Source organism: Micromonospora sp. SH-82 (genome assembly GCF_051132485.1).
Taxonomy (GTDB): Bacteria; Actinomycetota; Actinomycetes; order Mycobacteriales; family Micromonosporaceae; genus Micromonospora.
Genome location: NZ_CP148049.1, coordinates 5,949,399 through 5,969,828, shown reverse-complemented (window position 1 = coordinate 5,969,828; position 20,430 = coordinate 5,949,399). Strand labels below are relative to the sequence as shown.

General features: G+C 71.3%; 21 protein-coding genes. 13 read left to right on the top strand and 8 right to left on the bottom strand.

Annotation, left to right across the window (positions count from 1 at the left end; genetic code table 11):
• Positions 1 to 14 precede the first annotated feature (14 nt).
• The 4 genes from WHN02_RS26185 to WHN02_RS26170 all read right to left on the bottom strand — a co-directional run bounded on the left by WHN02_RS26185 (position 15) and on the right by WHN02_RS26170 (position 3,098).
• Entirely contained in the window at positions 15 to 881 is an 867-nt protein-coding gene (locus WHN02_RS26185) for a metal ABC transporter permease (protein ID WP_434744080.1), read from the bottom strand.
• Between the two features lie 2 nt (positions 882 to 883).
• Positions 884 to 1,645 (bottom strand): metal ABC transporter ATP-binding protein, encoded by a 762-nt coding sequence (locus tag WHN02_RS26180; RefSeq protein ID WP_350895046.1) that lies wholly within the window; start codon positions 1,643 to 1,645, stop codon positions 884 to 886.
• Positions 1,642 to 2,694 (bottom strand): metal ABC transporter substrate-binding protein, encoded by a 1,053-nt coding sequence (locus tag WHN02_RS26175; protein WP_434741298.1) that lies wholly within the window; start codon positions 2,692 to 2,694, stop codon positions 1,642 to 1,644. The genes WHN02_RS26180 and WHN02_RS26175 overlap by 4 nt, the downstream gene beginning before the upstream one ends.
• Positions 2,695 to 2,840: 146 nt before the next feature.
• The gene (locus WHN02_RS26170; protein ID WP_434741297.1) at positions 2,841 to 3,098 is read right to left on the bottom strand and encodes a hypothetical protein; all 258 of its coding nucleotides are present in this window, start codon (positions 3,096 to 3,098) and stop codon (positions 2,841 to 2,843) included.
• 56 nt (positions 3,099 to 3,154) lie between these two features.
• Here WHN02_RS26170 and WHN02_RS26165 point away from each other — a divergent pair, with 56 nt between their 5' ends.
• Positions 3,155 to 3,502 carry an antibiotic biosynthesis monooxygenase family protein gene (locus WHN02_RS26165; protein WP_350895007.1) on the top strand — a complete coding sequence of 116 codons (348 nt, stop codon included), beginning with the start codon at positions 3,155 to 3,157 and terminating at the stop codon, positions 3,500 to 3,502.
• Positions 3,503 to 3,523: 21 nt separating this feature from the next.
• Here WHN02_RS26165 and WHN02_RS26160 read toward each other — a convergent pair whose 3' ends face one another.
• Positions 3,524 to 3,733, bottom strand: a complete 210-nt coding sequence (locus tag WHN02_RS26160; RefSeq protein ID WP_434741296.1) for a hypothetical protein — start codon at positions 3,731 to 3,733, stop codon at positions 3,524 to 3,526.
• Between the two features lie 47 nt (positions 3,734 to 3,780).
• Between WHN02_RS26160 and WHN02_RS26155 the strand changes: the two genes are divergently transcribed.
• The 3 genes from WHN02_RS26155 to dusB all read left to right on the top strand — a co-directional run bounded on the left by WHN02_RS26155 (position 3,781) and on the right by dusB (position 7,096).
• Entirely contained in the window at positions 3,781 to 4,227 is a 447-nt protein-coding gene (locus tag WHN02_RS26155) for an Rv0361 family membrane protein (protein ID WP_434741295.1), read from the top strand.
• A 116-nt stretch (positions 4,228 to 4,343) separates the two neighbouring features.
• The gene (locus WHN02_RS26150) at positions 4,344 to 5,723 is read left to right on the top strand and encodes a glycine--tRNA ligase (RefSeq protein WP_434741294.1); all 1,380 of its coding nucleotides are present in this window, start codon (positions 4,344 to 4,346) and stop codon (positions 5,721 to 5,723) included.
• Positions 5,724 to 6,004: 281 nt separating this feature from the next.
• Positions 6,005 to 7,096, top strand: a complete 1,092-nt coding sequence (gene dusB, locus WHN02_RS26145) for a tRNA dihydrouridine synthase DusB (RefSeq protein WP_434744079.1) — start codon at positions 6,005 to 6,007, stop codon at positions 7,094 to 7,096.
• 15 nt (positions 7,097 to 7,111) lie between these two features.
• On the opposite strand, the gene WHN02_RS26140 is transcribed toward dusB, so the two are convergent.
• On the bottom strand, positions 7,112 to 7,357 hold the full coding sequence (locus WHN02_RS26140; protein ID WP_434741293.1) for a GntR family transcriptional regulator: 246 nt from the start codon (positions 7,355 to 7,357) through the stop codon (positions 7,112 to 7,114).
• 340 nt (positions 7,358 to 7,697) lie between these two features.
• Here WHN02_RS26140 and WHN02_RS26135 point away from each other — a divergent pair, with 340 nt between their 5' ends.
• Together WHN02_RS26135 and WHN02_RS26130 are read left to right on the top strand one after the other, a co-directional pair.
• Positions 7,698 to 8,222 (top strand): DivIVA domain-containing protein, encoded by a 525-nt coding sequence (locus tag WHN02_RS26135; protein WP_434741292.1) that lies wholly within the window; start codon positions 7,698 to 7,700, stop codon positions 8,220 to 8,222.
• A 107-nt stretch (positions 8,223 to 8,329) separates the two neighbouring features.
• Positions 8,330 to 8,878 carry a GNAT family N-acetyltransferase gene (locus WHN02_RS26130; RefSeq protein ID WP_434741291.1) on the top strand — a complete coding sequence of 183 codons (549 nt, stop codon included), beginning with the start codon at positions 8,330 to 8,332 and terminating at the stop codon, positions 8,876 to 8,878.
• Here the strand turns inward: WHN02_RS26130 and WHN02_RS26125 are convergent.
• Entirely contained in the window at positions 8,824 to 10,569 is a 1,746-nt protein-coding gene (locus WHN02_RS26125) for a beta-N-acetylhexosaminidase (RefSeq protein WP_434741290.1), read from the bottom strand. The two genes, WHN02_RS26130 and WHN02_RS26125, sit on opposite strands and share 55 nt — an antisense overlap.
• Before the next feature lie 302 nt (positions 10,570 to 10,871).
• On the opposite strand from WHN02_RS26125, the gene ppdK reads away from it, so the two are divergent.
• Positions 10,872 to 13,607, top strand: coding sequence for a pyruvate, phosphate dikinase (gene ppdK / locus WHN02_RS26120; protein WP_434741289.1), 2,736 nt, complete (start codon positions 10,872 to 10,874; stop codon positions 13,605 to 13,607).
• Between the two features lie 55 nt (positions 13,608 to 13,662).
• On the opposite strand, the gene WHN02_RS26115 is transcribed toward ppdK, so the two are convergent.
• Positions 13,663 to 14,160: a roadblock/LC7 domain-containing protein gene (locus tag WHN02_RS26115; protein WP_434741288.1), complete on the bottom strand. Its 498-nt coding sequence runs from the start codon at positions 14,158 to 14,160 to the stop codon at positions 13,663 to 13,665.
• 694 nt (positions 14,161 to 14,854) lie between these two features.
• Here WHN02_RS26115 and WHN02_RS26110 point away from each other — a divergent pair.
• From WHN02_RS26110 to WHN02_RS26085, 6 genes are read left to right on the top strand one after another with little or no spacing between them, the layout of a single operon-like run.
• The gene (locus WHN02_RS26110) at positions 14,855 to 15,538 is read left to right on the top strand and encodes a GntR family transcriptional regulator (RefSeq protein ID WP_434741287.1); all 684 of its coding nucleotides are present in this window, start codon (positions 14,855 to 14,857) and stop codon (positions 15,536 to 15,538) included.
• Entirely contained in the window at positions 15,535 to 16,497 is a 963-nt protein-coding gene (locus WHN02_RS26105; RefSeq protein ID WP_434741286.1) for a tripartite tricarboxylate transporter substrate binding protein, read from the top strand. Before WHN02_RS26110 ends, WHN02_RS26105 begins: the two co-directional genes overlap by 4 nt.
• Positions 16,497 to 16,985: a tripartite tricarboxylate transporter TctB family protein gene (locus tag WHN02_RS26100; protein ID WP_434741285.1), complete on the top strand. Its 489-nt coding sequence runs from the start codon at positions 16,497 to 16,499 to the stop codon at positions 16,983 to 16,985. Before WHN02_RS26105 ends, WHN02_RS26100 begins: the two co-directional genes overlap by 1 nt.
• Positions 16,986 to 16,990: 5 nt before the next feature.
• Positions 16,991 to 18,514: a tripartite tricarboxylate transporter permease gene (locus WHN02_RS26095; protein WP_434744078.1), complete on the top strand. Its 1,524-nt coding sequence runs from the start codon at positions 16,991 to 16,993 to the stop codon at positions 18,512 to 18,514.
• A complete protein-coding gene (locus WHN02_RS26090) occupies positions 18,511 to 19,533 on the top strand; it encodes an exo-alpha-sialidase (protein WP_434741284.1) in 1,023 nt (340 codons plus the stop codon). The genes WHN02_RS26095 and WHN02_RS26090 overlap by 4 nt, the downstream gene beginning before the upstream one ends.
• Positions 19,530 to 20,408 carry a dihydrodipicolinate synthase family protein gene (locus tag WHN02_RS26085; RefSeq protein WP_434741283.1) on the top strand — a complete coding sequence of 293 codons (879 nt, stop codon included), beginning with the start codon at positions 19,530 to 19,532 and terminating at the stop codon, positions 20,406 to 20,408. Before WHN02_RS26090 ends, WHN02_RS26085 begins: the two co-directional genes overlap by 4 nt.
• The last annotated feature ends 22 nt before the right edge of the window (positions 20,409 to 20,430 follow it).

Sequence of the window (20,430 nt, the reverse complement as noted above, 5' to 3'; positions counted from 1 at the left end):
GCCGGGCAACCGCCTCAACGCAGCACGACCTCGGAGGGTTCGGCGACCGGAATCGGGTCCGGGGTGTTGCGACGGCGTACGACCCGCCACAGGCCACCGAGCACCGCGACGACCAGGAAGGAGGCGATGGCCAGCAGGACCACCGAGGCGCCGGGGGCGGTGTCGGCGTTCGCAGCCACCCAGACCCCGCCACCGGCGGCGAACAGGCCGAGCGTCATCGCCGCACCCATGGTGCTGAGGAAACCCCGGGTGACCTGCTGCGCCGTCGCCACCGGAACCACCATCAGCGCACTGATCAGCAGCACCCCCACGGCCCGCATGGCGATCGTCACCGTCACCGCTGTGGCCACTGCGAGGAGCAGGTTGAGGGTCCGCACCGGCAGGCCGGAGACCCGGGCGTACTCCTCGTCGTGACAGACCGCGAAGAGGGCCGGGCGCAGCGCCAGCATCACCACGGTGATCGTCGCGCCGAGCACCGCGATGGTGGTCAGGTCGGTGGGGGAGATCGTGGTCAACGCCCCGAACAGGTACGTGTTGAGGTTGGCGCTGGTGCTGTCGGAGAGCCCGACCAGCATCACCCCGCCGGCGATTCCGCCGTAGAACAGCAGCGCCAGGGCCAGATCCCCGGAGGTGCGACCCCGCGCCCGGACCAGTTCGATGGTGACCGCCCCGAGCGTGGCCGCGATCACCGCCGCCAGCACCGGGGACTGGTTGAACAGCAGCCCGGCACCGACCCCGGTCAGCGCCACGTGCCCGACCCCGTCGCCGATCAGGGCCAGCCGCCGCTGCACCAGGTAGATCCCGAGGGCGGGGGCGGCCAGGCCGATCACCAGCGCGCCGATCAGGGCCCGCTGCATGTACGGGTACTGGAAGAGTTCGATGCTCATCTGCTCCACAGCCCCACGGGCTCGTCGGGACCGTGCGGGTGCACGTGGTCGTGGCCGGGCTCGGCGTGGTGGCCGGCGGGCTCGGGCACCGCGCCGTCGTGGGCGATGCCGCCCTGGTGCACCACCACCGCCCTGTTGATCACGGGCCGGAGGGGACCGAGTTCGTGGGCCACCAGCAGGACGGTTCCGCCGCCGTCGACGAAGCCGCGCAGCGCCCCGGCGAAGGCCTCCTGGCTGGCCGCGTCCACCCCGGCGGTCGGTTCGTCGAGGACCAGCAGGTCCGGTCGGCCGGCCAGGGCCCGGGCGATCAGGGTGCGCTGTTGTTGACCACCGGAGAGGGTGGCCACCGGGTCACCGGCCCGGTCGGCGAGGCCCACCGCGTCCAGGGCGTCGGCCACGGCGGCCCGGTCGGCGGCCCCGGGCGGGCGCAGGACGCCCCGACGGGCCAGCCGCCCCGAGGCGACCACCTCCCGGACGGTGGCCGGTACGCCGCTGCCCGCCCCGAGCCGCTGCGGCACATAGCCGAGCCGGTGCCACTGCCGGAACCGGCGCAGCGGGGTGCCGAACAGCTCCACGGTGCCGGCGGCGAGCGGCACCAGCCCGAGCACCGCCCGGATCAGTGTGGACTTGCCCGACCCGTTGGCCCCGAGCACGGCGACCACCTCGCCGGCGGTCACGGCGACCGAGACGTCACGCAGCACGGGGCGGCCGTCGTAGCCGACCACCCCGTGCGTGACGGTGATGACAGGTTCGTTCACGAACATCCCAACGCGGTACGGAGCGCCGCAAGGTTGGCGCGCATCACCGAAAAGTAGTCGCCATCGTTGTCGGCCGACAGTCCTTCCAGCGGATCGAGTACCGCGGTCTTCGCCCCGACCTCCGTGGCGATGGTCTCGGCGACCTTGGGGCTGACCAGCGTCTCGAAGAAGATGGTGGTGGCCTTGTGCTCCCGGGCGGACTCGGCGACCTCGGCCAGGCGGCGCGGGGACGGCTCGTTCTCCGGGGTCAGCCCGGTGATCCCGATCTGCTCCAGCTCGTACCGCTCGGTGAGGTACCCGAAGGCGGTGTGGCTGACCACGATCTCCCGGCGCTGGCAGGTCTTCAGGCCCTCGGTGAACTCGCCGTCGAGCTGCTCCAGCTCGGTCCGGAGCTGCTTGGCGCGGGCGGTGAAGTCGGCGGCCTGCTCCGGGGCGACCTGGCCGAGCCGCTCGGCGAGCTTGTCGCCGATGGTGGCCAGCCGGGTCGGGTCCAGCCAGACGTGCGGGTCCTTCGCCCCGTCGGAGTCGGCCGGCTGCTCGGCCTCCGGCTTCTTCTCCTCCTCGGGCTTCTTCTCGTCCTCGTGGTCATGGTCGTGGTCGTGGTCGTGACCGTCCTCGTCCTCGTGGTCGTGGCCGTCCTCGCCCTCGTGGCTGTGGCTGTGGCCACCGGGGGCGGCGTCGCGCAGCGGCTGCACGGTGGCGACGTCGAAGGCCCGGTCCTTGCTGTTCTGCTCGATCGCCTCGTCGACGGCGGGCTGGAACCCGTCGAGGTACACGATCAGGTCGGCCCGGCTGATCTCGCCCACCTGGCTCGGGTTCAACTCCAGGTCGTGGGCGTGGGCGCCCGGCTTGGCGAGGTTGGTCACCGTGACCGCCTCGCCACCGATCCGCTCGCTGACGAACTGCAACGGGTAGAACGCGGCCACCACGTCCACCCGGTCGGGGTCGCCGCCTGCGGTGTCGTCGGTGCCGCAGGCCGTCACGCTGGTCACGGTCAGTAGTGCGGCGGTCGCGGCGGCCAGGGTGCGAGAGGTGAAAGGCCTGTTCATGAGCCCTACTCTCCGCCTAGTGAAATTGATTGTCAAAGCCGCATGATTGCATGACACGACCACCGGTGCCGTGTCTGACCAGGGCGACCCGCCGACACCGTGGGGTGCCCAGGTGCGTCCGACGCCGACCGGGCGACCCCCCGGTGTCAGAGCAGCTTGGTCAGGGCGAGCGCGATCAACAGGGTGACGGCGACCAGGCGGATCACCCGGTTCGTGGCGGTCTGCACCGACCAGGTGAGCACCGACAGGGCGACCAGGGCGGCGGCGAGCAGCAGCGCCAGCGTCGCCCCCAGCAGGCCGGGGGCGAAGAGCGCCACCAGGATCAACACCAGGGTGGCCAGGAAGACCCCGGTCGGGTTCACCCGGGCCAGGCGGGCCGGCAGAGGGCGGGACGTACGCTGCATCCACCGATGCTACGAGGATCGACGACGATCCCACAGACTCCACGAGGAGGAGACCGGTGCTGGTCACCAACCGGTTCGTGGTGGACGTCGACACCGACGCCACCGACACGTTCACCGAACGGGCGCACGCCGCCCTCACCGCCCTCGCCGCCCGCCCCGGCTACCTCCGTGGACAACTGCTCCGGGCACTCGACGACCCGAGCCACTGGAGCATGGTCACCGAGTGGGAGTCGGTCGGGACGTACCGGCGGGCGCTGGGGGATTTCGACGTCAAGATCCACTCGATTCCGTTGCTCGCCGAGTCGATCGACGAGCCGTCCGCGTACGAGGTGCTGGCCGGTGCCGCACCCGGCGGGGCCGTGGTGGTGACCGCCAGCGATCGGGCCGCAGAGCCGTACCGCTGAACCCCGGGCACTACCCTGCACCTATGACCGATCCCGGACCGGCCAGCCCTCAGCAGTATCCGGTGCCGCCAGGCGACGGACCGGCCGACGGGGCGGACCCGGCACCACCGCCGCCCGCAATGCCGGCACCACCACCGGCCGGGTCGTCGGCACCGCCGCTGCCTGGGTCGCCGGCACCACCACCGGCCGGGTCGTCGGCACCGCCGCTGCCTGGGTCGTCGGCACCGCCACCGGCTGGGTCTCCGGCGACGGTCCCGCCCCCGCCTCCCGGCCCCGGAGTGAACCCCCCGTTCGCCGCGCCCCCCACCGAGGGGCGTAACCGTCGACTCTGGCTCGGCCTCGGCGTGGGCGCACTGATCGTGCTGCTCTGCTGCGGCGGGGGTGGTGCGGCGATCATCGGCCTGGGGGTGACCAACGTCCGGGCCGTCGACGAGCAGGGGCGGGCGGTCACCGACGACTACTACCAGGCGTTGGTGGAGAAGCGGTACGGCGAGGCGTACGACATGCTCTGTCCCTCCGAACGCGGCCGCGAGTCGAAGTCGGAGTTCGAGCAGCGGGTGGGCGCCGAACCGCAGGTCTCCTCCTTCCGGGTACGCGACGTCGACGAGGTCACCCTCACCGTCGCCGTCGACGTCACCTACGACGACGGCGACCGGGACACCCGACGGGTGGTCCTGGAACTGAACGACCAGACCGCCGGCATGGAGGTCTGCGGGGTGGAGTGAACGGTCCCCGGTAATGTGCGGGCGTCGGGACCGAATGTGGTCGTACCGTGGTCCCGAAGTGCCCGTACCGTCCACCGTCGTCCCCGCCGACCGCCAGTCGGCGTAGGAGGAGACACATGCCAGCCGACCGTATCGACGCCGTCGTCAGCCTCGCCAAGCGCCGGGGTTTCGTCTTTCCCTCCAGTGAGATCTACGGAGGCACCCGATCGGCGTGGGACTACGGTCCGCTCGGCGTGGAGCTGAAGGAGAACGTCCGCCGGCAGTGGTGGCGGACCATGGTCCAGCAGCGCGACGACGTCGTCGGGCTGGACTCGGCAGTCATCCTGGCCCGTCGGGTCTGGGAGGCCAGCGGCCACATCGCCGAGTTCGTCGACCCGCTCACCGAGTGCCAGTCCTGCCACAAGCGGTTCCGGGCCGACCATCTCGAAGAGGCGTACGAGGAGAAGCACGGCAAGCCGCTGACCTCGCTGACCGACCTGAACTGCCCCAACTGCGGCAACAAGGGCACCTTCACCGAGCCGAAGATGTTCAACGGCCTGATGAAGACCTACCTCGGCCCGGTGGAGAGCGACGAGGGGCTGCACTACCTGCGCCCCGAGACCGCGCAGGGCATCTTCGTCAACTACAAGAACGTGGAGACGGTCGCCCGGAAGAAGCCGCCGTTCGGCATCGCCCAGACCGGCAAGTCGTTCCGCAACGAGATCACCCCGGGCAACTTCATCTTCCGGACCCGCGAGTTCGAGCAGATGGAGATGGAGTTCTTCGTCGAGCCGGGCACCGACGAGACCTGGCACGAGTACTGGTTGCAGGAGCGCTGGAACTGGTACCTCGACCTGGGACTGACCGAGGAGAACCTGCGCTTCCACGAGCACCCCAAGGAGAAGCTCTCCCACTACTCCAAGCGGACCGTCGACATCGAGTACCGGTTCCGGTTCGGCGGCAGCGAGTTCGCCGAACTGGAGGGGATCGCCAACCGGACCGACTTCGACCTCTCCACCCACAGCAAGCACTCCGGGGTCGACCTGTCGTACTTCGACCAGACCAAGAGCGAGCGCTGGATCCCGTACGTCATCGAGCCCGCCGCCGGTCTGACCCGGGCGGTGCTGGCCTTCCTCCTGGAGGCGTACGACGAGGACGAGGCGCCGAACACCAAGGGTGGGGTGGACAAGCGCACCGTCATGCGGTTCGACCCCCGGCTGGCCCCGGTCAAGGTGGCGGTCCTGCCGCTGTCGCGTAACGAGGCGCTCTCCCCGAAGGCCAAGGGGCTCGCCGCCGACCTGCGCAAGCGCTGGGTGGTGGAGTTCGACGACTCGCAGGCCATCGGCCGCCGGTACCGCCGTCAGGACGAGATCGGCACCCCGTTCTGCGTCACCGTCGACTTCGACACCCTCGACGACAACGCGGTGACCATCCGCAACCGGGACACCATGACCCAGGAGCGGATCTCCCTCGACCAGGTCGAGCGCTACCTCATCGAGCGACTCCCCGGCTGCTGACCAAGAGAGGGCCTCTTCCTCGGCGTCGTGCGTCGTGCGTCGTGCGTCGAAGAAGAGGCCCTTTCTTCTGATCGTTTGCGGAATACCTACCTCTTTCCCGGCGTGTCGGGTGGGTCAACTGCAAAGGATCATGGTTCTGCCGGCAGAGGGGTGCCGAGCCATGCCGTCTGCGGGGGTGAGGGACGCTTCCTTACACTCGGGGGGTGAGTGAGAGGGTGGGCGGGGAGCGGGGGCTGGCCCTCGGGGGGCACCGGGTGTGGCCGCCGGTGGTGCTCGCGCCGATGGCCGGGATCACCAACGTCGGTTTCCGCCAGCTCTGTCGGGAACAGGGCGGCGGGATCTACGTCTGCGAGATGATCACGACGGTCGCCCTGGTCGAGCGGAACCCGAAGACCCTCCGGATGATCGCCTTCGGTGAGGGCGAACGACCGCGCAGCCTCCAGCTCTACGGCACCGACCCGGAGACCACCGCCGCCGCAGTGCGGATCGTCGTCGACAAGGGGCTAGCCGACCACATCGACCTCAACTTCGGCTGCCCCGTCCCGAAGGTCACCCGGCGCGGCGGCGGGGCGGCCCTACCCTGGCGTCGCCGACTCTTCGCCCGGCTGGTCACTGGCGCCGTTGAGGCCGCGTCACCCGCCGGGGTGCCGGTCACCGTCAAGATGCGCAAGGGCATCGACGACGACCACCTGACGTACGTCGAGGCGGGGCTGGCCGCCCAGGACGCCGGGGTCGCCTGGGTGGCGTTGCACGGGCGTACGGCCGCGCAGCGGTACTCGGGAACCGCCGACTGGGACGCCATCGCCACCCTGAAAGAGGCGCTCGACGTGCCGGTGCTCGGCAACGGCGACATCTGGGAGGCCGACGACGCCCTGCGGATGGTGGCGCACACCGGGGTGGACGGGGTGGTGGTGGGCCGGGGTTGTCTCGGTCGGCCGTGGCTCTTCGCCGACCTGGAGGCCGCCTTCGCCGGACGCCCGGAACGGCGGTTGCCCACCCTGGGCGAGGTGGCCCTGACCATGCGCCGGCACGCGGAGCTGCTCGTCGACCAGTTCACAGTCGGGTCCCGCAACCCGTCCCGGGGCGAGCGCGACGGCTGCACCGACTTCCGTAAGCACGTGGCCTGGTACCTCAAGGGTTTCCCGGTCGGCAGCGAACTGCGCCGGTCCCTGGCGATGATCGAGAGCCTGACCGAGCTGGACGACCTGCTCGGCAAGCTCGATCCGGCGGAGCCGTTCCCGGTGCAGACGTTGGGTCAGCCCCGGGGCCGGACCAACTCGCCCGGCAAGGTCTTCCTGCCCGACGGTTGGCTGGCCAGCCGGGACGACGACGCCGCCCCGGTCGGCGCCGAACTCGCCGACTCCGGCGGCTGACCCCGCCACCTCCGCTCAGGACGACGACGGCCCCTCCGCGACGAAGACTCCGAGGCCCTGGTGGCCGTAGAGTTCGCCGGTCTCGATGAGGATGGTGATCGCCTGTCGCACCGTGGACGGGCTGCCGACCTCGTAGAACTCGGCGAGCGCCTTGGTGGAGGGAAGCTTGTGTCCGGGCGGCCATTCGCCCGTGGCGATCTTCTGCCGGACGTCGGCGATGATGCGCCGGTAATGCGGTTCGAACCTTCGTGGTGCGGGCATGCGAATGACTCCCAGCTAGGCCCCACCATCTGATCACGGCAGCCGGGAGAACTTCAAGCGCATCGTTGACTTTACCAGTAATGACGATATGGTTCAGTCACGAGGGAAGGCCCCAGCTAGGCACTGCGGTCCAGACCTCGGTCGGAGCAACGACCGGCACGGGACACACCTCGTCCGACGGCCGCCCCGTTGCTCCGACCCCGATCACTGTCTGCCTCGGTCAGGGGCAGGGAGAAGACCCGGCCCGGGGTGGGTGCTGGGCTCCGGTCGATGCGGCGCGCGCGGTCGTACCGGTCGTCCCCGCCCGCCCCGGTGCCGCCGTGCTCAGGACAGGAGGGCCGTGACCGAGCCGACCGGTGACCGTCTGTACCCGTGCAACGTCCGCGCCGTCGCCTTCGACGTTCGACGTCGGGGGCTGGACCCGCAACGGGTCGGCGCGTACCTCGACCGGATCGCCGACGAACTCGACAGACTGAACCGCGACCGGATCACCGCCGAGTCCGAGGCCGAACGGATCCGCCGGACGGTACGCCGCTGGCAGCTTCGACAGGTTCGCCGAGTCGACGCGCTCGTCGTCGCCCCGCCCCGCCGACTGGCCCCGAGGCAGGGTACGGCGGCGACGGGGACCCGTTGGGTGGTGCACCTGCCGACCACCTCGACCAGCCGGGAGGCGGCAGCGGCCCTCGTCGGCGTCCTGCGCGGATCGTGGGGGCACCTGCCCATGGTCGACTTCGGGGAGGTCACCCTCAGTCCCGAGGACCATCAGTCGGCGCGTACCCGGGTCTGGTGTGACGCCCGGGTCGCGGGCTCCCGCCGGTGCCCCCGCGTCGCCGACCACCCCGGTCCCTGCGAGCCCGGCCCCTGACCGGGACCGGCGACACTCCGCCGATGTGACGGGGTGTCCGACGCGTCGTCGAAGGTGGCACTCTCGATCCGGCGATGTCGAGAAGGACAGTGCGACCGGGAGGCGAGATGTTCGCGGTGGACCTGGGTGACGGCGCTCAGCTGCGTCCGTTGGAGCCGTGGCGGGCCGGGGAGTTCCTCGCCCACATCGACCGGGGCCGGGAGTTCATCGGGCGGTACGTGGGCCTGCCGGACCTGGTCGTCGACCTGGAGTCGAGCCGGGCGTACCTGCTGTCCTACGCGGAGCGGGCGGCGGCCGACACCGGCCGGATCCACGGCATCTGGTCCGGGGGGCGGCTGGTCGGCGGGGTCCTGTTGCGGACCATGGACCTGCGCAACGGCTCCGCCGAGGCGGGTTGCTGGCTGGAGCCGTCGGCGGTGGGTCGGGGCCTGGTCACCCGGGCCTGCCGGGTCCTGATCGACTGGGCGGTCGGTGAGCGGGGCGTGCACCGGATCGAGTGGCGGGTCTCCTCGGGGAACGCGCCGAGCATCGCTGTGGCCCGGCGTCTCGGCATGACCCGGGAGGGCGTCCTGCGCGACAGCTACCTGTACCGGGGACAGCGTCAGGACATCGAGGTCTGGTCGGTGTTGGCCCCTGAGTGGGTCACCTCCTCCTGAATGTCCGTCCGAGGTGTCGGGACCGGCTCCTGAGCGTCCGTCCGGGGTGTCGGGACCGTGGCGGCGGTGGACCCGGGCAGCTCGGTGCCCCGGTGGTAGGTGATGCCGGCCCGGTCCCACCGGGGCAGGTGGGTGGCGAGCCGGTGGCGGAAGCCGGACCAGTCGTGGGTGGCCCGGGGCGACCAGGCGAGTTCGGCGATCGCGGGTAGGCGGGGGAAGAGCATGAACTCGATCTCCGTACGGGTGGTCACCGACTCGGTCCACAGGGGGGCCTCGACGCCCAGCACCGCCGACTCCGGCACGCCCGTCAGGTGCGTCCCCGGATCCCAGTCGTACGCCCGGTGCAGGTCGATCAGACCGGCCCAGTCGTGGCCGATCGGGGTGTCGGGGTCGTACTTCATGTCCAGGTAGGCGCGGTCGGCGGGGGAGAGGACCAGCCGGGCGCCCCGGCGTACCGCCTCGGCGGTGGTCGGGTCGTTCCCGTCGGTGCCCCACCACTGGACGATCCGCCGGTCGACGTGGTCGGTCGGGGCGATCTGGTGCCAGCCGATCACCGTCTTGCCCAGGTCGGAGACGATCCGCTGGACCCGTTCGACGAAGTGGGCGTACGCGTCGGCGGGCACCTTGAACGCCTCGTCCCCGCCGATGTGCAGGTACGGTCCGGGCGACGCCGCGGCCACCTCGCGCAGGACGTCGGTGACGAAGGCGTACGTCTGCTCGCTCGTGGGGTCGACGTAGCTGAACCCGACCTCGGTGCCGGTGTACGGCGGCGGCGCGACCCGGTCCGGGGCGAGCTGTGGGTACGCGGTCAGCGCTGCGTTGGTGTGCCCGGGCAGGTCGATCTCCGGTACGACCGTGACGTGCCGCCGTGCGGCGTGGTCGAGGATCAGTCGGTAGTCGTCGCGGGTGTAGTACCCGCCGGGGCCGCCGCCGACGGCTCCCGCCCCGCCGACGGTGGCAAGACGTGGCCAGGTGTCGACGGCGATCCGCCACCCCTGGTCGTCGGTGAGGTGCAGGTGCAGATGGTTGATCTTGTATCGGGCCAGGTGGTCGAGGACCCGCAGCACGTCCGGTACGGCGAAGAAGTGCCGGGCCACGTCGAGCATCGCCCCCCGGTAGGCGAACCGGGGCCGGTCCACGATCGTCCCGCCGGGCAGTACCCACGCGGCGGTGACCGGGGTGGGGCTCTCGATCGCGGCGGGGAGGAGTTGGCGCAGCGTCTGCACCCCGTGGAACAGGCCGGTGGCGGTGCCGGCGGTGAGCCGTACGCCGTCGGTGGCGACCTGGAGGCGGTACCCCTGCGGGCCGAGTCCGTCTGCGGCGTCGGCGTCCAGGGTCAGGGCGATCTCCCCGGGCGACGCGGCGGTGGCCGTCTCGGTCACCGGCAGCGGGTATCCGGTCGCCGGGCGGAGCAGGTCGGCGAGGTGGTCGGCGACGTCCCGGGCTCCTGCGCCGCCGTCGACCCGGACGACGGCGTCCTCCGGGAGGACGAAGTCCTGCTCCGGGGCGGGTTCCACCCGCTCGGGCGCCGGCACCACGTCGGTCAGCCGCGCCTCGGCCCGGGTGCCGGGGGCGGGGTGGGTCGGGCCCGCGCTCGTCGTCTCGACGGCCGGTCTCGGGGTCGGAACGGCGGGGCCCGGCCGGGCGTCGGGAAGCGGGGTGGGGGAGCCGGGGATGGGGGGCACTGGCAACTCCGAGGGGTATTCGCGTGGGAAATGGCAAACACGAATTTTGACGGTGGGTGCCGTCAAGGATACGAGGAGCAGCGAACATGCGTGAACGTGCGCGTGGGATCGTTCCCAGGGACCGGGGTGAAAGCGGATGGTCGTGACGACTGTGCACATGGTCACCAAATGGTCCCGCAGCAGGTCGGCGTCGCTTAACCTTCGCCCACCCGTCGATGTCGAACCCCCTCGAACTCCAGGTGGGCCGCGCTTCGGGCGGAAACTGAACCTTCGTTAAGTGTCGGGTCGACGTGCGTGGGAGGGCTCCGGTGGCAGCAGAGCGGACGACGGAACAATCGGGACACAAGTACGTCTACGGCTTCGACGAGGGCAACAAGGAACTCAAAGACCTCCTCGGCGGCAAGGGTGCCAACCTGGCCGAGATGACCAACCTGGGGCTCCCGGTGCCGCCCGGGTTCACCATCACCACCGAGGCGTGTCAGGCGTACCTCGCCGACGGGCGGGAGCCCGACGGGCTGGCCGATCAGATCGCCGCCCACCTCGCCGCCCTGGAACGGGCGATGGGCCGACGGCTCGGCGACCCGCACGACCCGCTCCTGGTCTCGGTCCGCTCCGGGGCGAAGTTCTCCATGCCGGGGATGATGGAGACCGTCCTCAACGTCGGTCTCAACGACCGGAGCGTGGTCGGGCTGGCCGCCCAGGCCGGGGGCGCCGGCAGCGCCGACGGCGGCGAACGGTTCGCCTGGGACTCGTACCGGCGGCTGATCCAGATGTTCGGCAAGACCGTCTGCGAGGTGCCGGGGGAGGAGTTCGAGCACGCCCTCGACGAGGTCAAGCGCGCCAAGGGGTGCACGAACGACCTCGACCTCGACGCCGCCGACCTGCGCCGGTTGGTCGACGCGTACAAGAAGATCTTCGCCGACCGGACCGGCCGGGACTTCCCGCAGGACCCCCGCGAGCAGCTCGACCTGGCCGTCCGGGCGGTCTTCGAGTCGTGGAACGCCGAACGGGCGGTGCTCTATCGCCGTCAGGAGCGGATCCCCGCCGACCTCGGCACCGCCGTCAACGTGGTCGCCATGGTCTTCGGCAACCTCGGCCCCGACTCCGGCACCGGAGTCGCCTTCACCCGCGACCCGGCAACCGGCGACCAGGGGATCTACGGCGACTACCTGGCCAACGCCCAGGGCGAGGACGTCGTCGCCGGGATCCGCAACACCGTCGCCCTCCAGGAGCTGGAGCGGATCGACAAGTCCTCCTACGACGAACTGCTCGACATCATGGCCCGGCTGGAACGGCACTACCGGGACCTGTGCGACATCGAGTTCACCATCGAACGCGGCAAGCTCTGGATGCTCCAGACCCGGGTCGGCAAGCGGACCGCCGCCGCCGCGTTCGTCATCGCGGGCCAGCTGGTCGACGAGGGGCTGATCAGCCTGGACGAGGCCCTGCACCGGGTCACCGGCGCCCAACTGGCGCAGCTGATGTTCCCCCGGTTCCAGCTCGACCACGGCATCGAACCGGTCGCCACCGGAGTCGGCGCGAGCCCCGGTGCGGCCTGCGGGAGGGTCGTCTTCACCTCGGCCCGCGCCGTGGAGCTGGCCGGCGAGGGCGAGGCGGTGATCCTGGTCCGCCGGGAGACCAACCCCGACGACCTGAACGGGATGATCGCGTCCCGGGGGATCCTCACCTCCCGGGGCGGCAAGACCAGCCACGCCGCAGTGGTGGCCCGGGGGATGGGCAAGACCTGCGTCTCCGGGGCCGACGGGATCGAGGTCGACGTCCCGCAGCGCCGGTTCACCGTCGCCGGGAGGACCGTCACCGAGGGGGAGGTGGTCTCCATCGACGGCACGACGGGCAATGTCTACCTGGGGGAGGTGCCTGTCACCCCCTCCGAGGTGGTCCGCTACTTCGAGGGCGACCTCGATCCCTCGGCGAGCGACGAGCCGCTGGTCCGGGCCGTACACCGGATCATGGGACACGCCGACGACCGGCGGAGGCTGGCGGTCCGCACGAACGCCGACACCGGGGCGGACGCCGCCCGGGCGCGTCGGTTCGGGGCCGAGGGCATCGGGCTGTGCCGGACCGAGCACATGTTCCTCGGTGACCGGCGGGAGCTGGTGGAGCGGCTCATCCTGGCCCGGACCGACACCGACCGGGTCGAGGCCCTCGCCGCCCTCCTGCCGTTGCAGCGCGCCGACTTCGTGGAGATCTTCCGGGAGATGGACGGGCTACCGGTGACCGTCCGACTGATCGACCCGCCGCTGCACGAGTTCCTGCCCCCGCTGGAGCAGCTCGCCGTGGACGTGGCTGTCGCCCAGGAGCGCGGCGAGGACGTGGCCCGGGAGGAGGCCCTGCTCGCGGCGGTGCGGCGGATGCACGAGGAGAACCCCATGCTCGGCCTGCGTGGGGTCCGGCTCGGCCTGGTCATCCCCGGCCTGTTCGCGATGCAGGTCCGGGCGATCACCGAGGCCGCCGTGACCGTCACCCGGGCCGGTTCGACGGCCCGGCCGGAGATCATGGTCCCGCTGGTCGGCGCGGTCCAGGAGCTGGAGACGGTACGCGCCGAGGCCGAGAAGATCATCGCGGAGGTGGTGGGTGACAGCGGGGTCGAGGTGCTGATCGGCACGATGATCGAGGTACCCCGGGCGGCGCTCACCGCCGGGCAGATCGCCGAGGCGGCCCAGTTCTTCTCCTTCGGCACCAACGACCTGACCCAGATGGGCTGGGGGTTCTCCCGGGACGACGTGGAGGGCGCGTTCTTCTGGCGCTACCTGGAGCTGGGCATCTTCGGCATCTCGCCGTTCGAGTCGATCGACCGGGACGGGGTCGGCCGACTGATCCGGATCGCCGCCGAGGAGGGCCGGGCCGCCCGGCCCGGCCTGAAGCTCGGGATCTGCGGCGAGCACGGCGGCGACCCCGACTCGGTGCACTTCTTCCACGACGTCGGCCTCGACTACGTCTCCTGCTCGCCGTTCCGGGTCCCGGTGGCCCGACTGGAGGCGGGACGGGCCGTGCTCGACGACCCCGGCTCCGACAGCCGCTGACCGACGACCCCGGCGGCGGTGACCGGTCGGCCTCGACCGGTCGGCGACGCCGGGGTCAGACGGGGGGACGCCGCCACGCCGGGGGGCGGGTGCGGCGCAGCTGGGTCGGCAGGGTGGCCATCGGGGTCCGCATGGCCAGCGGACCGTAGCCCTGGGTGAGCTGGACGGCGGCCACGCCGGTGCGGTGGGCGTCGAAGGCCGAACCGGCCCGGTCGGCCACCTCCCGGGCCTCGCCCCGTAGCCGGGGGAGGTCGTCGGTGGGGCCGGTGACCAGGGTGAACAGCGCGTGGAGCCCGGCGGGGCAGACCACCACCCACCCCTTCGAGGTGGCCAGGACGAGGTCCTGGAACTCGCTGCGGTCGACGGTGTCGGCCATCCGTTGACCGAGCCCGAAACTGGCTGCGGAGATCGCCGCGAGGTGGGTGGCGTCGGTGGTGGGCAGATCGCTGGCGACGAGGAGACCGTCGGTACCGGCCAGCACCCCGCCGTTGATCTCCGGCCGACGGCGGCGCAACGCCTGCAACTCCGTCACCAACACCGCGTCTGCTTTCACGATCGGCTCTCCTCGAGGTCGTGGTTCAGGCGTACCGGTCCACTGGTCACGTTCCGCTTCCGAAACGCTACCGGTGGCTGTGTGTCAAGCGCGATCCCCGGGTGCGTGTCGATCGGTCGACAAAGGCTGCCTGATCGGAGGTTGTCAGTATCACCTGGCGCGATTCCCACCGCGACGCACGGTCTGCGAACGCGTAACCTGGCTGGGCGCGAACGGGCGTTTTGGTCCGCTTGAGGGGGCTGGCCAGATGCGGCATCCGGTGGGACTGCGCCGGATCGCGCGTCCACCCCACCGCCTGTCGCGTGCCCACCCGTACCACCCTCACGTGCCCCCGCTGCCCCGTCCGGTGCCCTCCTGCGCGCGCCGACCCGTCTCGGCACCGCTCCCCAGCACTGTCGCACGACTGCCCGTCTCGCGCCGGACGCCCCCGTGCCGCGCGGTCTCCCGCCGGGCGTCCCCGCGCTGCCCCCTTCGCCGCCGGACGACTGTCCGTTCCCGGTGTCGGATCGCCCGGTCGCGGGCGCCGCCCGTCCGCCGGGTCCGCTGCTCCCACTGGGTCCCTCGCAACCCGACACAGCCGGGTTGACCTGGGATGACATCGGTACGAAACCTCGAGAAACTCGCTCGTCATCAACCGTTGACCGACGAAAGAGTCGAGTGTTAACTGTTAACAGTTACCAGGAGGGCTTTAAACGTGTTGGACGTCAGGCCGATCAGGGTGGAATCCCTCGGCGAGAGGCTGGCCACCGAGCTGCGCCGCCGGATCATCGTGGGCGACGTGACCTCGGGGACCCGACTCGTCGAGGAGGAGCTGGCTGATTCGTTCCGGGTCAGCCGGGGACCCGTCCGGGACGCCATCCGGATCCTGCGGTCGGAGGGCCTGGTCACGGGCTCCGGCCGCAACGTCGTCACCCGCTCGTTGAGCGATGCCGACATCGAGGAGCTGATGGCGCTGCGGGAGGCCTTCGAGCTGCTGGCGGTGGAACGAGCCATCGCCGTACGGCGGGAGGCCCTCGCCGTCGCGTTGCAGGCCGCCCTGGTCGACATGGACGCGGCCCTGGCCGATCGTGACTCGTCCGCCTTCACCACCGCCGACATCCGGTTCCACAGTGCGTTCTTCGAGTCCGCCGGGCTGACCCGGCTCAGCGTCCTGTGGAACCAGTTCCGACCCACCATCGAGGGCCTGCTGCACGCCTCCGGCAAGCGGCTGGCCGACCTCGCGCCCTCGGCGCGGGAGCACCACGACCTCGCCGGGCTGATCGTGGCCGGCAAGGTTCCCGAGGTCAAGGCCGAACTTCATCGCCACCTGCAGACCACCTGCTCACGGCTGCGTTCCTCGATTCCCCCCACCCCCGTCCAGAGAGAGAACGATCAATGAGATCACGTGTGTTGCGTTTCGCCGCTCTCGCCGTCGCCGGCACCCTCGTGTTGTCCGGCTGCGCCGACCGGGGCGGCAGCGAGGCGTCCTCCGACAACTACCCGGACAAGGACCTCACCCTCGTCGTGCACGCCGGTGCCGGCGGCGGCTCCGACCTGACCGCCCGGACCCTGGCCAAGGAGCTGGAGGCGGACCTCGGTCGGTCGATCGTGGTGGAGAACCGGACCGGTGGTGGAGGACGGGTCGGCCTGACCTACCTCAAGAACCGTCCGGCCGACGGCTACTCCATCGGGTTCATCCCGGTCGAGGTGGCCATGCTCGGTCACCAGGGCGCCGACATCAAGCCCGAGCAGTACACCATCCTCGGGCAGGTCATGAACGCCCCGGCGACCCTGTCGGTGCCGGCCAACAGCCCGTACCAGACCCTCGACCAGCTGATCGCCGCAGCGAAGGAGAACCCGGACACGATCACCGTGTCGAACTCCGGGGCCGGCGCGATCTGGGAGGCCGCCACCCTGGCCCTCGGCGAGGCGGCCGGCGCCACCTTCAAGCCGGTGCCGTACGACGGCGGTGCCCCCGCCGTGGCCGCCGGGGTCTCCGGCGAGGTCCAGGCCGTGATGGCCGGGGTCAGCGAGTCCGCCTCGGCGGCGAACAACAACCAGCTGCGCATCCTGGCCGTCCTGGCCCCCGAGCGGGTCGCCTCGCTCCCCGAGGCCCCCACCGCCAAGGAGCAGGGCATCGACGTGGTCATCGGTGGTTGGGGCCTGATGGGCGCCCCCGCCGGGCTGCCCGACGACGTCAAGCAGCGCCTCGCCGACGCCGTCCAGAAGGCCGCCTCCTCGGAGACCTTCAAGGACGTCATGACCAAGGCCGGCAACACCCCGCTGGCCACCTCGCCGGACGAGGCCACCCAGTTCACCCAGGCCGAGTTCGACCGCTTCGGTGAGATCTACGGCTGATGGCTGCCATCCACCCGACGACCAAGGGTGACCACGGTGCCGCCTCGCGATGGCGCGAGGCGGCACTGGGGGCGGTCTTCCTGGTGCTGGGCGCCGTACTGCTCGGGTTGGCCCGCTCGATCGAGCTGCCGACCCGGGCGATGGCGGTGAGCCCCCGTATCTGGCCCGAGGCCCTGGCCTTCGGGATCATGGGCCTGTCGGTCCTCCAGATCGTCTCGGCCTTCGTCAAGACGCCGAAGGTCGACGACGAGGAGGACGGCCCGGTCGTCCGCTCGGGGATCGTACGGGTGGCCGGTTTCGTCGTGGCCAGTGTGGCCTTCGGCCTGCTCTGGTACTACCTGCACTTCCTGGTCTCCGGGCTGGTGTACGTCGCCGCCCTCACCTGGATCGCGGGTGGCCGGGGCATCAAGGACCTGGTCTTCTTCCCCGCCGGGGTGACGGTCCTCATCTATGTCCTGTTCGGCCTGCTGCTGAGGGTTCCGCTGTGAACGCGATGGTCGAGGGCTTCGGTGCCCTCCTCTCCGTAGAGATGATGCTCTGCGTCCTTGCGGGCGCGGCGATCGGCATGCTGGTCGGCGCCTTCCCGGGCATCACCGCCACCATGGCGGTCGCCCTGGCGAGCGCCTTCACCCTGACCATGGACCCGCTGCCCGGCCTGGCCGTGCTGCTGACCATCCTGATCGGGGCGCAGTTCGGTGACCGGGTCCCGGCCATCCTGATCAACACTCCGGGTACGCCGGCGTCGATCGCCACCACCTTCGACGGCTACTCGATGGCCAAACAGGGCAAGGCCGGACTGGCGTTGACAGCGTCGGCCTTCGCCTCGGCGGTGGGCGGCTTCGTCGGCATCGCGGTGCTGATGGTGGCCGCGATCCCGCTGAGCACGGTGGCCATGCAGTTCGGCTCGCCGGAGATGTTCGCCCTGGTCATCTTCGGGTTGACGATGATGGTCGAGGTCTCCGGGAAGCAGCTTCTCAAGGGCCTCATCGCCGGGCTGTTCGGCCTGGCCCTGGGCACCGTGGGCCGGGACCCGATGGACGGGTCGGACCGGTTCACCTTCGGCATCCCGCAGCTGGTCGAGGGGGTCCCCTTCATCGCGGTGATCATCGGTCTCTTCGGCATCGCCGAGGTGTTCAGCCAGATGATCTCCCGGCGGCACACCTCCCAGAAGCCGATCACCGACTTCGGTCGGTGGTGGCCGAACAAGCGGGAGGCCCGGCAGATGGTCAAGCCGATGGCCGTCGGCTCCGGCGTCGGTACCGTGGTCGGCGTCCTGCCCGCCGTCGGCGGGGACATCGGCGGAATCGTCGCCTGGAACCAGGCCAAGCGGCTCTCCAAGGAGCCGGAGAAGTTCGGCAAGGGCTCCCTGGAGGGACTCACCGCCGCCGACGGCTCCTCGAACGCCGGTGTCGGGGGATCCGTACTGACCACCCTCGCCCTCGGCGTCCCCGGTGACTCGGTGATGGCGGTCATGCTCGGCTCGATGATCATTTGGGGCATCCAGCCCGGTCCGGGCCTGTTCACCAACCAGCCGGACCTGGTCTACTCCATCGCCGGCATCATGTTCGTCGCCACCGTCCTGACGCTGGGACTGAGCCTGCTGCGGATGCGCGGCGTCGCCAAGCTGCTCGACCTGCCCAGCCGGTTCCTGTGGACGGTGATCCTGACCTTCTGCGTCGTCGGCACGTACGCGGTGAACAACAGCGTCTTCGACGTCGGCGTGATGCTGATGTTCGGCGTCCTCGGACTGATGTTGCGCCGGTACGGCTTCCCGGCCGGGCCGATCGTCCTCGGCCTGATCCTCGGCCCCCTCGCCGAGCGGAACTTCCGCCGGTCGATGGAGCTGGGCGGACTGGAGACGATCTACACCAGCCCGATCGCGGTGGGGCTGCTCCTGCTGGCGGTGCTCGCCGTCGCGGTGCCCCGGATCCGGGCCCGGATCAAGGCCCGCAAGCAGACCCCCGGGGACGACGACACCCCGGCCGACCCGCCGCTGGGCGTCGAGGCGAGCCGGTGACGGCGAAGCACTTCGTCGTACGGGACGTGTCGGGGCAGTGCCACGGCAGCACCGTCTGCCCGGTCGGGGACACCTTCGTGGTCGCCTGGTTCGTCGGCGAGCACGAGGGGGCACCCGACTCCCGGATCCAGCTCACCGTCGGGGCGGAGGACCACTGGTCCACCCCCGTCGTGGTCAGCGGGGACGTCGGTCCCTGCTGGAACCCGGTGCTGCACCTGCGTACCGACGGGGAACTGGTCTGCTGGTTCAAGGTCGGCACGACCATCTCCGCCTGGGTGACGTACCAGGTGGTCTCGGGAGACGGGGGTCGGACCTGGTCCCCGCCACGGCCGGTGGGGGAGGCGGATCGGGGCGGACGGGGGCCGGTCCGCACCCCGCCGCTCCGGCTGCCCTCCGGGCGGCTGCTCGCCGGTGCCTCCACCGAGACGTGGGGCGACCGGCCCCGCTGGGACTGCTTCGTCGACGTCAGCGACGACGACGGCCGGACCTGGCGGCGGACTCCCGACATCGCCCTCGACCACGACACCTTCCCCGGCGCCGGGGCCATCCAACCGGCCCTGTGGCGCAACCCGACCGGCGAGGTGCGACTGCTGGCCCGCAGCACCGCCGGTCGGCTCGTCACCGCCACCAGCGCCGACGACGGTGAGACCTGGTCACCGGGGACGCTGCACACGGTGCCGAACAACAACTCCGGCGTCGCCGTGGCCCGCCTCGGCGACACCGTCCACCTGGCCCACAACCCGACGGTCGGGGACTGGGCCAGCCGGGCACCCCTTGTCGTCTCCGCCTCCACCGACGGCGGGGAGACCTTCCACCCCTGGACGACCCTGGAGGAGTCCCTCGACTCCACTGCGGGCGAGGGCTACCGCCCCGCCGACTCCGGGGTGACGACCACCGGGGTGAACGAGTTCTCGTACCCCTGTCTGGTCCCCGTCGGGGACCGGCTGGCCGTGTCCTACACCTGGCAGCGGCGCGGCATCGTGCTCGCCCTGCTCGACCCCTCGGAGCGCACCCCATGACGGCCCACCCCGCCGCGAACCTGATCAGCGCCGTGCCGACCCTCTTCGCCGGGGACGGCACCGTCGACCGCTCGGCCACCCGGGCCGCCTACGACCAGCTCGCCCGGCACCCCCTGGACGGGGTCTTCGTGGGCGGCACGACGGGTGAGTTCACCACCCTCACCGACGACGAGCGCCTCGACGTCAGCACCGCCGCCGCCGAGGCGTTCGGCGCCGACCGGACCTACTGGCACGTCGGGCACGCCTCCACCCACCAGGCGGTACGCCTCACCCGGGCGGCGGTCGACCGGGGGGCGGCCCGGTTCGCGGCGCTGACCCCGCACTACTTCCCGGCCACCGAGTCGGCCCTGCTCGCCTACTACGAGGCGGTCGTGGCCGCCGCCGACGGCCGTCCGGTGTACGGGTACCTCTTCGCGGCCCGGACCACCACCCCGGTCTCGCCGGACCTGCTCGCCCGACTGGTCGGGACCGGGCTGGCCGGGGTCAAGATCAGTGGCGAGTCGACGGCGGCGCTGACCGGCTACCTGAGCGCGTTGGGCGACCCGACGCTGCCCGTCTACTCCGGTGCCGACGCGGAGTTCACCGAGGTCGTCACGGCCGGTGCCGCCGGAGTGGTGTCCGGGGTCAGTTCGGTGCTGCCCGAGCCCTTCCTCGCCGTCCGGGACGCCCTGCGCACCGGCGACACCGAGGCCCTCGTGGCGGCCCGGGAACGGTCCCTGCGCGCGGTGGCCGCCACCCGACACGGCGACCTGGCCCACCTCAAGGCGGTCCTGGAACTGCGTGGCCTGCCCGCCGGTGGCCTGCGGGCCCCGCTCGACCCGATCGACCCCGACGACCGGCGGGCGCTGGAGAGCGCCGTCGCCGACCTGCTCTGACATTGCCGACCGACCCGTCCCC

Excerpts from the sequence above, each read along its gene's own strand:
- WHN02_RS26130 (WP_434741291.1), top strand. The coding sequence starts at position 8,330 with ATGTTCGCGGTGGACCTGGGTGACGGCGCTCAGCTGCGTCCGTTGGAG.
- WHN02_RS26105 (WP_434741286.1), top strand. The coding sequence starts at position 15,535 with ATGAGATCACGTGTGTTGCGTTTCGCCGCTCTCGCCGTCGCCGGCACC.
- WHN02_RS26175 (WP_434741298.1), bottom strand. The coding sequence starts at position 2,694 with ATGAACAGGCCTTTCACCTCTCGCACCCTGGCCGCCGCGACCGCCGCA.
- dusB (WP_434744079.1), top strand. The coding sequence starts at position 6,005 with ATGGCCGGGATCACCAACGTCGGTTTCCGCCAGCTCTGTCGGGAACAG.
- WHN02_RS26140 (WP_434741293.1), bottom strand. The coding sequence starts at position 7,357 with ATGCCCGCACCACGAAGGTTCGAACCGCATTACCGGCGCATCATCGCC.
- WHN02_RS26100 (WP_434741285.1), top strand. The coding sequence starts at position 16,497 with ATGGCTGCCATCCACCCGACGACCAAGGGTGACCACGGTGCCGCCTCG.
- WHN02_RS26150 (WP_434741294.1), top strand. The coding sequence starts at position 4,344 with ATGCCAGCCGACCGTATCGACGCCGTCGTCAGCCTCGCCAAGCGCCGG.
- WHN02_RS26085 (WP_434741283.1), top strand. The coding sequence starts at position 19,530 with ATGACGGCCCACCCCGCCGCGAACCTGATCAGCGCCGTGCCGACCCTC.
- WHN02_RS26095 (WP_434744078.1), top strand. The coding sequence starts at position 16,991 with ATGGTCGAGGGCTTCGGTGCCCTCCTCTCCGTAGAGATGATGCTCTGC.
- WHN02_RS26170 (WP_434741297.1), bottom strand. The coding sequence starts at position 3,098 with ATGCAGCGTACGTCCCGCCCTCTGCCGGCCCGCCTGGCCCGGGTGAAC.